Genomic DNA, 14,398 nt, shown 5'->3' with positions numbered 1-14,398 from the left:
TCAAGGCGCGACGGCGCCTGCCTACTTGTGACAGACATGACAGGCATTGCTGGCTCCGCGTTCCGCATGGCACTTTTCACATTCCACCATCTTCATGGTCTTGTCGCTGTAGCCTGTCAGACGGTTTTCCTTGAAAGGAGGATTCTTGGTTTCCTTGGTCACGTCTCGATGACACCGAACACATTCAATGCCTTGAGTCTGAGTGTGTGCGGCATGGGAAAAGTACACATTGTCCGGCTGCCAAGCATAAACCAGCCACGGAATTTCCCGCTCCTGCTGAATGAATTCCTCCACCAGCCTCTTTTCCTCAGGACTTTCCCCCATAGGTTCGGCATGACATTCCGCACATTTTTCCAGCTTGGGAAGCCCGCTGAAAGATCCGTCTTCTCGAAAAGAATGGCAGTCCTGACAGTCGCTGTCCTGGTGAGAAGAATGCAGGAAGGTGACCGGCTGCGTCTTGGTGGAATACAACACATTGGGAAAGACCACCCAGCCGACCAGAAGCGCTCCAATAAATCCGGCAAGAAAGAAAATCATGCCGACGCCCCTTTGTGACGCGCTCTTTTTCACTTCGCTCATGACTCCGCCCCATGCCTTTCAAGGGTTAACGGAAAAGAAACACAAGAAAAAACGAAATGAAAACTTTTTCGCCAAGGGCCCTGGCGTTCGGGTAAAAGCATTTTTTCACAAACAGGACCCATTTACCTCTAATTTTTTCTTCTTGTCAAGAATAGGAAACGTTAAAAAAGATCGCTCGATGAGGGGAAAGAAAAACGAAGAAGGCCCGTGACATCCGGGTTGCGGCTATGGCGAGGAACCTCCCAAGAGTCATGACACGTGGTGGTTTTCCTGGGAGCGCGAGCGTCCCGCCCGCAAAGTGAACGACCCCGAGGCTCGTGCCACGAGGGCTCAGCCCCGTTTCCATTCGTAGGGGCGAGGCGGCGCCTTGCCCCTATGTTCCGGCCTAAAAGGCTCGTTCTCAATTTTCGGACAAGCTCCTAGGCTTCATCATAACCGTAAGCCGGCTCTTCAAGGCTCACTTTGCGGTGAAACAGCTTATAAGCCCAGCCCTGGTAAGCCAAGACGATGGGCACGAAAATCACGGCCACCACCAGCATGATCTTTAGGGTCAAGGGGCTGGAGGAGGCGTTATGGACGGTGAGGCTATAGGTGGGGTTCAGGCTGGAAGGCAGCATGTTGGGGTAGAGCCCCACCACGCCGAAAAAAGTGGCTCCCACAATGGTCAGCGCCGAAGCGATCCAGGCTCGACCCCACTGATTCTTTCCTGCAAAGAACCGAGTAGCTATTAGAGCGGCAACGGTCACGAGCGGAATCAGCGCGATGGGAACGGAAAAGAGCATGGGGTTTTGCAGGTAATTGGCGTAGAGCCTTGTAGCAAACCAAGTGGCCACCAGAAACCCTACGGCTGCGGCCGCCAAAATCCACCACAAGCCCTTGGCCAGTCGACCAGCCCTCTCATGAAGGTCTCCGGTGGTCTTAAGAGTCAGCCACAGGGTGCCGTGTTCCACGAAAAGCAAAAGGAACAGCAACCCTCCCAAGAGCCCGTAAGGGTTCAATAGAGTCCAGATAGTCCCTTGAAAGACGCCGTTTTCATCGATGGGAATGCCCTGAAAGATGTTGGCGAAAGCCACCCCCAAGAGAAACGCGGGAAGAAAACTTCCTACAAAGAGGCAGACATCCCAGAGGGATTTCCAGCCGGAGCCGCCCCCGAGGTGGCGAAATTCCAAGGCGACACCGCGCACGATGAGCCCGAAGAGGATGAGCATCAAAGCTGCATAAAGACCGCTGAACATGACGGCGTACGTGGTAGGAAAAGCCGCAAAGGTGACCCCTCCGGCGGCGATGAGCCAAACTTCGTTGCCGTTCCAGTAAGGTCCCATGGCTTGACCAATTAAGCGGCGATCCTCTTCCGTTCGTGCCACGAAAGGCTGCACGACGCCCAGCCCCAGGTCAAAACCTCCCAACATGAAGTAAACGGCCCACAAAAGGCCCCATAGGAGAAACCATACGGTTGCAAGCATGGACCAACCTCCTGTCTAACATCCCGTCACGATTGAGTCGTTTCCATCGCGGGTCCTTGTTTGGCATACCGGGCAATCAGCGCAAAGGCGGTCAGACCCAGCAGGGAATAGACCACGATGAAAGCCGTCAACGACATGCCTACCTGAGAAGCGGCAATCGGGGAGACGGCATCGGCTGTGCGCATGACGCCGTAAACGACCCACGGCTGTCGCCCCACTTCGGTGACGGTCCAACCCGCCTGGCAAGCGATGTAAGGTAAAGGGATAGCGTAGAGCATCACCTTGAGCATGCGAGGACTTTCCAGCAATCTGTGGCGTTTCCACCATGCCCAGAGAGCCAAAACCGGGAAGAGGAATCCGAGGCCGATCATGATGCGAAAGGCCAGAAACGTGAGGGTTACGGGAGGACGGTCTTCCTTGGGAAAATCCTTTAAGCCTTTCACCGTGGCATTGACGTCATGGTAAGCGAGCAAACTCAACAGTCCGGGGATGGCTCCAAGTTCCAACCGGTTCCGTTCCCCCTTTTCATCCGGAATCACCAGAAGGTATTGCGGCGCCTTTTGCTTGGTTTCCCACAGAGATTCCATGGCCGCCAACTTGGTGGGCTGGGTGCGAGCCACTTCGGAGCCCTGAACATGGCCGTGGACCACGGCGACCACGGAAAAAATTAGCGCCATCACCGTTCCCATACGAAACGATCGGCTGAAGAAGCTCACTTGTTGACGTCGCAACAGATGGTAAGCGCTTACACCCATGACAAACATACCCGAAAGAATGTAGGCACCGCTTAGTGTATGAAGAATCGTATGCCAGGCAAAAGGCTGGGTCACCACGGCAAAAAAGTCCGTCAGTTCCGCTCGGCCTCCTCGAATGGTGTAGCCTACCGGATGCTGCATCCAGGCGTTGGCCGTGAGAATCCACACGGCGGAAAGGTTGGAGGCAAAAGCGACAAGCCAGATGGTGACCGCATGGGCCTTGGCGGACAAACGATTCCAGGTGAGCGCCCAGACGGCGATAAAGGTGGATTCCAGAAAAAAAGCCGCCGTGGCTTCAATGGCCAGCAAAGATCCAAAGATATCTCCCACGTAGCGCGAATATCGAGACCAGTTGGTGCCGAACTGAAATTCCAGAGTGATTCCCGTGACCACACCGATGGCAAAGTTGATAAGGAAAATCTTACCCCAAAACTTGGCCATACGTTGGTACTCTTCGTCCCCCGATCGCGCAAACTTGGTTTCCATCAACGCGATCAAAATGGACAGTCCAAGAGTCAACGGTACAAAAAGGAAATGAAAATAAGTGGCGGCGGCAAACTGCAAACGTGACAAAAGCAAGGCATCCATCGAATCCTCCTTGGCGTTCGGCCCGGTGGTTCACCGCGCCGAACTCTTTCGCTCACGCTACCCGTTCCTTAACGGCACGACCCACTCGGCGTCCCAGTTCCACACACTGGGCCAGTGTCTCATGGTTGGGGACATATTGCGCCCGAACGGGCGGCTCCACGATTTCGATCTTCATTTCTTCCATCCATCGCACGATGTCCTTGACCGCTTCGCCGCTCCAGCCATAGGAACCGAAAGCCGATCCGATCTTGCCGCTGGGTCTGAGCCCCTTCAAATAGCAGAGAATATCGGCCATGGTGGGAAGCATGCCGTTGTTGAGGGTAGGGGAGCCGAAAATGAGGGCGGCGCTGTCCAGGACTTCGGTGAGAATGTCACTGCGGTGATTGTGTTTAAGGCTCAGGAGTTTGTAGGAGACGCCTTCATCAGCCAAGCCCGAAGCCACAGCACGCGCCATCTTCTCCGTGGATTGCCACATGGTGTCGTAGATGACCAAGGCTTTGCGTTGCGCCTTTTGAAGACTCCAGGTGTCATAAGCGTCCAAAATAACGTCAGGGCGAGTTCGCCAGATAATACCGTGATCCGGAGCGATCATGTCGATTTCCAGTTTAAGTTCGGAAACGGTCGCCAGAAGCTTTTGCACCAACGGGGAATAGGGAAGCAAAATATTGGCGTAATATTTTGCGGCATGGCGCAGGAGTTCAGACATGGGCACCTGATCGTCAAAAGTTTCACTGGTGGCCCAATGCTGACCAAAGGCATCGCTGGAGATGAGAAGCTTGTCCTGCGGAATGTAGCTGAACATACTGTCGGGCCAGTGGAGCATGCGGGTTTCCAGAAAACGCACCGTGCGCTCTCCCAAAGAGATTTCCTGACCGTTTTGCACCACTTCCAAAGGCCAGGCGTGGGATCCGAAATGGGCTTCCAGAGCTTTTTTACCCATGGCGGAACAAAAAACCTTTTCAGGTTTCACTGCCTCGATGATTTCAGGAACACAGCCTGAATGGTCCATTTCCACATGGTTGACCACCAGGTAGTCGATCTTTTGAGGGTCCGTGATTTTTCGAATATGATGCAAAAGGTCGTTCTTGAAGGGTTTCTTGACCGTATCGAACAAAGTGATCTTTTCGTCTAAGACTAAGAAGGCATTGTACGTGGTGCCCTTGTATGTGGAATACCCGTGAAAATCGCGAATGTTCCAATCCACGACACCCACATTGAAAATGTTTTCCTTAATGGCCACGGGTGCCATGAAAAATCACCTCCTTTCCGGCAGTCGGAGCAGGCGGCCCATGGGACCGCCTGCTTCGTTTGCGACCTTGTTACCAGTTTTCTCCCAAGAGCTCAAAATAGGCTTGAGGATGGGCACAGGCGGGACACTGCTTCGGTGCTTCGGCCCCTTCGTAAATGTAGCCGCAGTTAAGACAACGCCACATCACGGAAGCTTCCCGCTTGAACACGCGTCCCTTTTCAATGTTTTCCGCCAGATCTCGGTACCTTTTTTCGTGCTGCTTTTCGCTCACAGCCACGTTCATGAAAACCGCGGCAATATCGTCAAAGCCTTCTTCCTTGGCCACTGCCGCGAAAGCCGGATACATCTGCGTATGTTCGTAATGTTCCCCGGCGGCTGCGGCTTGAAGGTTTTCCAAAGTGGATCCCACTTTTCCCGCGGGAAAAGCCGCTTGCACTTCCGCTTCTCCGCCTTCTAGAAAGTTAAAGAAGCGTTTGGCGTGCTCTTTCTCATGATTGGCAGTTTCTTCAAAAATATTCGCAATCTGCACATAACCTTCTTCGCGGGCTTTAGAAGCGAAATAGGTATAACGGTTTCGAGCTTGGGATTCTCCGGCAAACGCCGTCAAAAGGTTTTTTTCCGTTCGGGTACCTTTCAGTCGTGCCATCTTTCTCCTCCTCTTTTGGGTTAGGTTTGCCTCTAAAATTTCCTACCAGAACATTTTCCCGAGCCTACCCTCCTGATGAGACTAGGCGTCGCACCTTGAACCAGCCGCGCTTCTTTTGTCTCAAGGTCGTGCTTTTGAAGCACACCGTCGACACAGGCCGGTAAATTCCAGGACAAAGGAACGAACCACCTGGCCCGTGCCTTCGTCCACAAATTCCTTGGGATCGAAAGTTTTCTTCAAAGGCACGTCTTCCAGAACACCGCATCGTTCACAACGGATGTGAGCGTGCCGATGAGGGTTGCCATCAAAGCGCATAGGGCCTGAAGAAGAGGCAATCTTTTGAATCAAACCCTTTGAAGCTAAAATTTCCAAGTTTCGGTACACGGTTCCTAAACTGATGCGCGGAATGCTTCGGCGTACCGCATCGTAGACTTGATCGGCCGTGAGATGGTCACAGGAATGGCGCAACACATTCAGCACAGCTTCTCTTTGTCGAGTCATTCTAACCATCTTGCGACACTCCTCAACCACCCTACAAATGCATCTAGTAACGATTCCTAACTGAATCATTACGCTTTCAAAAGTCAAGGGTGCGCGCTGAAAAAATTTTTATGGACCTATCGCCGGCGCGAGGCGGGACTTTGGCGAAGAATGTGCCGAGACAATACCTTTTCAGGAACCGAAGGTTTGGTCGGAAGGGCATGTGGGCCATGGTGTCCAAAAGAATCCAGTCATGCGATATTTCTGTTTGAAAGCCTCTGCTTCTGAGCAGCTTGCGCTAAGGACGAGACGCCGGCGGTCCTGAAAACAGCGCCGATTTCAGGCTCTTAAGGGTTTTTATTGGTTACCACCAAGAACCTGAAGCGTGACCCTGGCGGCGAGAGTTCATGGGTTGAACCCCGATGACATGGTTCTGCCTCAAGAAGACGAAGCCTCCGTCCTGTTTGAACACTTTTCCAGATAGCTTTGAGCCTGCCCGGCGATGCTTGGATTTTCTTGGTAGGGAACATGGATCAGGATGTCTTCCAGGGCCGCGCAGACACGCAGACGCCATGGGGGCTGAAGACCTGGAACATGTTGAAAAGTGTTAAGAAGTCTTCGAGCGATGTTGGCATTGATCGGTGCCATTTCAATAACGTGGCGTCGAATCCAGTCGATGCCTTCTTCAGTCCAAACTTTCTTGGTGTTTGTGGCCACAGTGACCAGTAGCGCTCGACTTAACGTCGGATGGGTTAGGTCAAATCCCGGACGGTTTTTTTCCCTTTCCACCAAGTCCCAAAGATCGTCATGAATTCCCTGACCGACAATCTTGAGATAGTTGGCATAACCGGTGACATCACGATGCCATTGAAGGTAAGTCTCTTCCAGAAGTTGCAGGCGTCCTTCATAGGAACTGCGGTGTATGGCGGTAAGAATTCGAAAGCGTTCCGAAGCGGTGTGAGCCTGACGGAGATGGTCCAAAAGCATGTCATGCACCGCCGGAGTGTCGGCCACAGCCAAAAGATCCACAAGAACCCCGAAGAGTTCCCTCTTTTGTATGCCGACAGGCAGTGGGTCCTGAGGATTCAGAATGCTTTGGACCTCTTGGAAAGTGCAAACGAGATCTTCATGAAACCGAGAACTTACCGCCTTCATGAGAGCTTCTCGAGCCCTTACCAGTTCCGAAAACCAGGCGGCGTAGCGCCGGTCCAAAGGTTGTTCGTCGATACGGAGCATGGCGGCTTTGAGAGCCCAGGGGAGGGCGGCATTCTGCAGCAGTTTTCCGAAAACGTTCAGCCAAGTGTCGGAAACGGTAGATGTTGGGTGGGTCATAAGCCTGACTCGTTCCAGGTCCGTAAGTTGACGAAAGGCTTCCACGCGATTGAAAGCGTTCGGATCCTGGAGGGCTTGACGTTGGAGAAGCTGAGGGTCCGCTGAAGTGTCCTGAAAGGTGCCGTAAAAGGAGGCGTCACGATTCAGGGATGCAAACGCCGGCGTTTCCGTAAGCCCGGTCAGAGTGAAGCTCTGTTCCCGCCGAGTCAGAAAGAGAATCTTGGATGTTCCCTCCATGTCTTGACCCTGGGCGTTCACCAAGGCCATAGCTACGGGAATGGGATAAGGTTCTTGATCGTCTCTGAGGTCTTGACGGAGCGTCACCGTAAAGCTTTGAGTCGCCGGGTCATGGTGCGTATGGGCTGTGACTCGAGCATAACCCGGTTGTTCCAGCCACTTTTTCTTGAAAGTTTTAAGCGAAAGCCCCGAAGCTTCTTCAAGACATTGAAAAAATTGGTCCGTATTGGCGTTGGCGTTTTTGTAGCGTGAAAAATAGAGGCGGGTTCCTGCATCAAAAGCTTCGGACCCGAGCATGAGCCTGAGCATGCGCACCACTTCGGCCGCTTTGACGTAAGTGACCGAATCCACCAATTCATCGGGGTCGTTGAACCCTCGGCGCACAATAGCACCCGCATGGCCTCCGTCTTCGATGGCCAAAGGCCCTAGGAGCGGGTGGCGAAGACTGTCCACCTGTTGCAAGCGCACATAGGTGGGATCGAATCGATCGGCCATGTAACGGCGTTCCACATCCACGGTGTAGGCTTCGTTGAGCCACATATCGAAAGGGGTTTCCATGGTGGTTTCGCTGCCGCACTGGTTATGTTCGAATTCGTGAACAATGACGGCATGCGCATAGAGCAGATGGCTGTCCAGGCTGTGTTCCGTTACCAGGGCGGCATCGGTGACAATGGTGGTATTCCCGACGTTTTCCATGCCGCCGTAGTTGGATTTGGTCATGCAAATGGTGCGGTAGGTTTCTCCCGGGTATTCGTAACCTTGATGGTTATAGATCCACAAAATGGCGTCCTTGAGAATGTCCATGGGAATTCGGGCGTCTTGCATTCGACCAGGGGGCACCAGGTATTCCAAACGCACGGTGCGCCCGTTGGGATAGGTGACGAAATCCACCAGAGCATCCCATGTGCCGGCGCAGGCGATGAAAAGATAAGGAGCAATGGGCACGGGATTGTGGTACGTGATGCGTTTACGGTCAGGGCAGCCCGGCACGGGCACGGGAACTCCATCAGGGTTATGGCGGCGGCTGATATTGCCGTTGCTGATCATGTGAGTGTATCGAGCGTCCCCTTCCAGCGTGGTGGTCATGGTGCACTTGGCCCGGCAATCGTCAATGACGGGCATGATTCTTTGAAATCCCCATTGTTGGCATTGAGACATATATTGCTGGGGTGCTCCCGGAGGCGTAACGTCTCGGTAAATGCCTTCCAAAAGATGATCGGAAGGATAACAGACAGAATTCGTCACCACGATAAACCTTTCACCGATGACAAGAGGGCGTGGCGGACGAATCAGGAGTTTGTGATTTATCGCATCCAGGCGGTAGGGGACGGGGAAAGCTTCGATGCCCGGTGTCTCGGGAAAGCGCCAGCGGACCGAGCGCATTTCCAGGTCCCTGGCATCCAAGGCCAGTTCTTCAAGAGGTTGGAGGGCTCGAAGATACAGAGTGTTGGAAGCTTCCACTCGGTCTTCAAAAAAGCGAATCAACATGTCCATGTGTTCAATGGTGACAGGAAACGCAAGAAAATCTTCACGCTGGTACCGAAAGCGTCTTTCAGGCATGGAACTCGTATCCTTGACTGATAGGTTCTTAAAAGGAAAACCGCCGGGGTTCGAAATTTTTCAGAAAGCCGGCGATCCGCCTGTCTTTCTTACGGGCGGGTCGCCGGCTTTCTCAGGTGTGGTTTTAGAACTTTTCGTAGTGAGTAAATTCGTCGATTTCTCTTCTTTTAGGAGCCGAGGGCACTTTGGAAGGATATCCTAAGGGGAGAAGCACCACGAGCTCATAGCCTTCCGGAACACCCAAGATTTCCTTGGCTTTGTCATGGTCAAAGAGGCCCACCACGACGGTTCCGAGCCCTGCATCCGTGGCGGCGAGGCAAAAGTTCTGGGTGGCAATGCCCAGATCAAACATGAACCAGTCGCCGAACTTGGTGGTTTTTTCTCCTTTATAGTAACCGGCGCTTTGAAGCTTGCCGCACAGGGCCACCACCACAGGGGCCGCCGTGATGGATTTGGTGGCGGGGTTTCCTTTAGCCAGGGTTTCTTGCAGTTTGGCTTTTGTTTCCGGATTTCGCACGACGATCGCTTCCCAGCACTGGGTGTTGGCCCATGACTGCGACCATTTGACAGCATCCAGCACCTTTTGAAGCAATTCGTCTGGAACGTCTTTGTCTTCAAAGTTTCGAATACTGCGTCGCGAACGAATCACGTCCATCAATTCGGCCATGGTGTCCTCCTCTTTCGATGTGAGAGCGAGAAAACAAGCCTTTCAAACAAAACGTATTCTTTCACAAAACCTGATCCAAGACAAGCGCGGGGGTTAGGCCGTTAGAACGGTGCCGTTCGGTAGGGACGGACCGACGTGTCCGCCCCGAAAACATGCGGGTGCCGGTGGTTTTTTGGGGCGCACACGCCGGTGCGCCCCTACAGGACCATGGGCTCGACAGCCCAAGATCCACGCATGTTTCAATTCCCTCGAAATCTTGGGTTTCGATTCAACGGCGGTATTCCCTTTCAGGTCAATTCGGCTGCGTATTGGTGCCAATGCCATCGGGGCCGAAAAGGGCTGCTCAAAGACAGATCGTCTATGGTTACGAACCAAGGCCAGTTCAAAGGAATAGGACAGCTGAGATCAACCGTTTCCCCCTTCGTGGGGTGAGGCAGAACCAGCTTCCAGGCATGCAAGGCGATGGCGCGTTGTTCCAGAGCCTTGGATGCTCCATAACGCACATCACCTAAAATGGGGCAGCCCATGTGGGCCAGTTGAGCTCGGATCTGATGCTTTCGGCCTGTTTTCAGATGCACGGCGAGAAGGCTGGAATCTTGCGCACAGGCCACTGTGCGGTAATGAAGTTCAGCTCTTTGGGTACCGGGAGTGTCTGCAGGACACACAGTCACTGGACCGGTCTCCCGTCTTATCAGACCATGGATGAGGGTTTCCGTTGTGTTTTTCGGACGGCCTTCCACAACGGCCAGATAGATTTTTTGGATGCGCTTTGCTCGAAACGCGGCGCTCACACGCGATGCCGCCTTGGAAGTACGAGTCAGAAGCACGAGTCCGGAAACCGGCCGATCCAGCCGATGCACCATTCCCACAAAAACATTGCCCGGTTTTTGGTACCGGTCCTTGATCCACCTTTTGGCCAGATCCAAAAGACATGGGTCTCCTGAGGGATCACCTTGAACCAAAAGCCCTGCAGGCTTATAAACGGCGAGAAGGTGATTGTCCACATAGAGCACAGGCCAATGTGGATGCATGAAAGCCATGGGGTTTCGGACCGTCTCGTAACCCGAGAGCATCGAAACATCATGCATGTCTTCGTTTCGGTTCATGAAGGCTTTCTCCGAGGATAAGCGTAACGGACGTGGATAAAGAAAGGAACAATCGTCCCTTCATGGTAAAACGACTTTCTTCGCATGTTTTAAGCCCAAGCCCTCAGAGCCTGGCCGCTATTCTTGAACAAAGCGGCGTTCGGGCCACCGCGCGACAGCTTGATCAATTGTGGACATACCATCAATGGTTGAGGAAGCACAATGTGGAGCTCAATTTGACTCGAGTCCACAACTTCGAGAACATGGTTCGAAAGCTTTACGTGGATTCTATTCTGCCGGGGATCCTAAGACCCCTTCCTTCCCCTTTGCTGGACTTGGGAACAGGGCCGGGAATGCCGGGAATTCCATTAAAAATTTTCAATCCGGACCTTCAGGTGGTGTTGGCGGAAAGCCGGCAACATCGCGTGCGTTTTTTGCAAGAGGTCTGCGAGGCCTTGCAACTGAAGGGTGTTCAGATTGAAGGGCGCCGTATCGGTCCCTCCTACGATCGACCTGTGCGCGGCGTGATCACGCGCGCTGTGGAATCCATGGAAGAAACCATGGAGCGCATTGAAGGATGCCTGGAACAAGGCGGACACCTTCTCTTTATGAAAGGGCCCCATTGCGACGAAGAACTGGAACGTGCGCTCAGGCTTTTTACCGGACGTTTCGCCTTGCTGGAAGACAGGGCTTATGTGCTTCCGGGAACATCCCATCAAAGGCGTTTAGTGGTTTTCAAAAGACTTAGTGAACGGCCCGTGGTGGCTCGCAAGGCGGCGGCCGCTGCGGGACGTCACAAGACCATCACCAGTTTCGACAATGCGGATTTCAAAAAGCTTCAGAGGGCTTTGACCTCTAAAGGGATTCGAAAGGAAGGGATCTGCCTGGTCAGCGGCCCCAAAGTGGTTCGGGATGTTTTGGGGTCTCAACCGAACCTGGTTGAAGGCTGGATCTCGGTCCAGGGTGGCCCTCCCCCTCCTTCGACCTGTGGCGAGCATGTGACCTGGTTGGAATTGGATAAGGCCCTTTTCGATGTTTTGGATCTGTTCGGCACAGACCAGCCTTTGCTGAGTGTACGGGTGCCGGCTATGCCTTCATGGACGCCTGCCGACGGTTTGAACAAGGGTTGTACTCTTTTTGTGCCGTTCCAAGACCCGGAAAACGTGGGGGCCGTGTTACGTTCCGCCGCAGCCTTTGGTGTCACCGCGGTGGTTCTTCTCAAGGAAAGCGCCCATCCCTTCCATCCCAAAGCTATACGGGCCTCTTCAGGAGCTGTCTTTCGTCTTCAGCTGTTTTCCGGACCGGCTCTGGCCGACTTGCCCACCACGTTGCCTATCATTGCTTTATCCCAGGAAGGTCGTCCCGTGCATGAAGTGAGCTTTCCTGAAACCTTTGGGTTATTGGCCGGATTGGAAGGTCCGGGACTGCCGGAACCATGGAGACGGCACGCGATGGCCATCCCCATGGCCCTGGGTACGGAATCCCTCAACGCCGCCACAGCCACAGCTGTCGCTCTATACGAATGGCGTCGTCGTGCTGTCAGCCCTGCACAGGTGTGATGACAATAGTCACGCGACGGTTCAACTGTCGGCCTGCTTCCGTTTCGTTGGAAGCGATCGGTCGAGTTTCCCCATATCCGATGGTGTCGATTCGAGCCGGATTCACCCCACGGTTCACTAAGGCGTCTTTCACACTTTGAGCCCGCCTTTCGGACAGTTGCTGGTTGTATTGAAGGGATCCGATGGAATCCGTATGCCCCTCTACGATAATACGGGTTTCCGGGTAACGATTCAGGACTTGAGCGACCCGCTCGATCTCGCTGTAAGCCCCCGGTTTCAGCACCGACGAGTTGAAATCAAAGAGCACGTCCGATTTAAAGGTGACAGCCAAAACATCCTGAGAACGCTGCACGCTGGCTGCTTCCGTAGCGGCCAAGGCCTGACGCATTTCTTGTTCCTGCCGGTCCATGTAGTTACCGATCATGCCTCCCGCAACCCCACCCACAAGGGCCCCGGCCGCGGCCCCTATGAGGGTTGATTCTGTGTTCCTCCCGATGGCCTGGCCTAGAACCGCTCCGGTAGCGGCCCCCACTCCTGTGCCGATGAGCGCTCCCTGTTCCGTTCTGTTTCGAGGTCCCGCGCAGGATGTCAAAGCCAGGACACCCGCAAGCCCAAAAGCGATCCACATCTTGAAAAATCTTTTCTCGGTCATTTTTTTCTCTCCACTAGATTCTAACTATCTTTCTAAAGCCACTCTCTCGTAACCGAATCGAAACCAAGTGTCAAAGCCAGAAGCCTTGAAAAACATCCAGCGTTGATTCCCCCGATCCAAAGAAGCGTTCAAGAAACTTGCGTCCCTTGGCGAATGATGTAGAGTGCCTCCTCTGAATCAAAAATGGATTCCAAGGAGGCTGAAAGCATTCATGAAATCCGGCCCCGCGGTCGCTATGGCTCTATCCTTTCCGGCACGTCTCGTGACCTTTCCTCTGTGCGGCTTTCTGTACACGGCGGTGCTTTGGATGATGTTTTCCTTTCTTCCCGTGCATCTTAAGTCCCGAGGCCTTTCCGATGCCATGGTGGGCATGATCATGGGTTTTTATTCCATCTCCGCCTTGGCTCTGATGATTCCCTTAGGCATTTTGTCTGACAGGGTCAGTCCCAAAAAGGTGTTGCTGGGCGGAGCCGTCCTTCTTTTTGTCCATTTGGCTGGACTTCGTGTAGCCGAATCCTGGTATGTGTTTCTTACCCTTGCCGTTCTAGGAGGGCTTTCCTGGGCGATTTTTCAAACCGTGCTCCAGGCGCTCTTTCTCAAAGTCGTCTCTCCGGCCCAACGTGGCGTAAAAATCGCCTTGTATCAGATGGGCAGCTACTTGGGCTTTGGCGTGGGACCTCTTTTGGCGGGCAGCCTGTGGGGCGATGCCAATTATGTGCGAATGCTGGGGTTTGCCCTGGGTGGAGCCGCCTTGCTCATCGTCCTTGTGCTCACCCTACAGGACAGCGACCCCATTCGATTCAACCTTGGAGATTACCGTGAAGATTTGAAACAACCGAGGGCCTTGGCCTTTCTGGTGGTTTGGCTTGTCTATGCCACCCATTTCGGCGTGGAACAGACGTCCTATACATTGCTCATGAGGCACGATCTGGGCTTTACCAGCACCCAGGTGGGTTGGACCTATCTTGCGGTGGGTTTATGGATGGCGGCCATGGCTCCGGTCACCGGACGAGATTTTGACGTGCGTCAAAGTGTGGTCCGGCTTTTGGCTCTGGGGTTAGTCGTTTCATCCGTGTTTCAGGGGCTTACCGCCTATGCGCAGACGCTTCCTCAAATGATTGCCGTGCGTGTGTTGCACACCACCGGGGATGTTCCCGTGATCTTGGCCATGGGAATCATGACTGCGGCTTTTTTCCCTCAGGGAAGACTGGGAGGCCATTCGGCCGTCGTGTACGCCGTCAGAACCTTGGGGGTCTTCGCCGGCAATTACGCGGCCGGTCTCGTGATTCCTCTGGTAGGGTACCGAGGCACCTTTGTGGCCAGCGGTGTTTTGGTACTCGTCGCCAGCCTTCTGCTCCTTCCCTGGATTAGAAAAGTCCTGGATATGCGGAAGCCGCCGACATGAAATGTTGTGGCAGGAATATCGTCGGCCGTCATCATCGGCTCCTTCAAGCCACAAGAAATTCGTTCAGATGATTCGACTTTACAGATGTAGGGGCACGGCGCGCCGTGCCCCTACCGGCATCATCGGGAATAGTTCATGCTT

The 14,398-nt window shown here is 53.7% G+C and carries 12 protein-coding genes; 2 read left to right on the top strand and 10 right to left on the bottom strand.

The features are described 5' to 3' along the window. Positions 1 to 21 precede the first annotated feature (21 nt). The 9 genes from qrcA to WHS46_10315 form a co-directional block, all read right to left on the bottom strand. The gene (qrcA, locus tag WHS46_10355; protein ID MEJ5349072.1) at positions 22 to 537 is read right to left on the bottom strand and encodes a menaquinone reductase multiheme cytochrome c subunit QrcA; all 516 of its coding nucleotides are present in this window, start codon (positions 535 to 537) and stop codon (positions 22 to 24) included. A gap of 461 nt (positions 538 to 998) precedes the next feature. Beyond that, positions 999 to 2,042 (bottom strand): cytochrome d ubiquinol oxidase subunit II, encoded by a 1,044-nt coding sequence (gene cydB / locus WHS46_10350; protein ID MEJ5349071.1) that lies wholly within the window; start codon positions 2,040 to 2,042, stop codon positions 999 to 1,001. A gap of 26 nt (positions 2,043 to 2,068) precedes the next feature. Beyond that, positions 2,069 to 3,385, bottom strand: coding sequence for a cytochrome ubiquinol oxidase subunit I (locus WHS46_10345; protein MEJ5349070.1), 1,317 nt, complete (start codon positions 3,383 to 3,385; stop codon positions 2,069 to 2,071). Between the two features lie 52 nt (positions 3,386 to 3,437). Next, positions 3,438 to 4,634 (bottom strand): flavodoxin domain-containing protein, encoded by a 1,197-nt coding sequence (locus WHS46_10340; GenBank protein ID MEJ5349069.1) that lies wholly within the window; start codon positions 4,632 to 4,634, stop codon positions 3,438 to 3,440. A gap of 70 nt (positions 4,635 to 4,704) precedes the next feature. Beyond that, positions 4,705 to 5,280, bottom strand: a complete 576-nt coding sequence (locus WHS46_10335) for a rubrerythrin family protein (GenBank protein MEJ5349068.1) — start codon at positions 5,278 to 5,280, stop codon at positions 4,705 to 4,707. A gap of 120 nt (positions 5,281 to 5,400) precedes the next feature. Continuing rightward, entirely contained in the window at positions 5,401 to 5,790 is a 390-nt protein-coding gene (locus WHS46_10330) for a transcriptional repressor (protein ID MEJ5349067.1), read from the bottom strand. 408 nt (positions 5,791 to 6,198) lie between these two features. Next, complete coding sequence (locus tag WHS46_10325) at positions 6,199 to 8,889, bottom strand: M1 family metallopeptidase (protein ID MEJ5349066.1); 2,691 nt, start codon at positions 8,887 to 8,889, stop codon at positions 6,199 to 6,201. 124 nt (positions 8,890 to 9,013) lie between these two features. Continuing rightward, on the bottom strand, positions 9,014 to 9,556 hold the full coding sequence (locus tag WHS46_10320) for a nitroreductase family protein (protein ID MEJ5349065.1): 543 nt from the start codon (positions 9,554 to 9,556) through the stop codon (positions 9,014 to 9,016). A 287-nt stretch (positions 9,557 to 9,843) separates the two neighbouring features. Further along, on the bottom strand, positions 9,844 to 10,662 hold the full coding sequence (locus WHS46_10315) for an RNA pseudouridine synthase (GenBank protein ID MEJ5349064.1): 819 nt from the start codon (positions 10,660 to 10,662) through the stop codon (positions 9,844 to 9,846). 62 nt (positions 10,663 to 10,724) lie between these two features. Between WHS46_10315 and rsmG the strand changes: the two genes are divergently transcribed. After that, positions 10,725 to 12,200 carry a 16S rRNA (guanine(527)-N(7))-methyltransferase RsmG gene (gene rsmG, locus WHS46_10310; GenBank protein ID MEJ5349063.1) on the top strand — a complete coding sequence of 492 codons (1,476 nt, stop codon included), beginning with the start codon at positions 10,725 to 10,727 and terminating at the stop codon, positions 12,198 to 12,200. On the opposite strand, the gene WHS46_10305 is transcribed toward rsmG, so the two are convergent. Further along, positions 12,181 to 12,852: an OmpA family protein gene (locus WHS46_10305; GenBank protein ID MEJ5349062.1), complete on the bottom strand. Its 672-nt coding sequence runs from the start codon at positions 12,850 to 12,852 to the stop codon at positions 12,181 to 12,183. The genes rsmG and WHS46_10305 overlap by 20 nt on opposite strands. Before the next feature lie 211 nt (positions 12,853 to 13,063). Between WHS46_10305 and WHS46_10300 the strand changes: the two genes are divergently transcribed. Next, positions 13,064 to 14,257, top strand: a complete 1,194-nt coding sequence (locus WHS46_10300; GenBank protein MEJ5349061.1) for an MFS transporter — start codon at positions 13,064 to 13,066, stop codon at positions 14,255 to 14,257. The last annotated feature ends 141 nt before the right edge of the window (positions 14,258 to 14,398 follow it).

This window comes from Desulfosoma sp., assembly GCA_037481875.1.
Lineage (GTDB): Bacteria > Desulfobacterota > Syntrophobacteria > Syntrophobacterales > DSM-9756 > Desulfosoma.
Note: the sequence above shows the minus strand (reverse complement) of the source record. Positions and strands in the feature narration are given on the sequence as shown.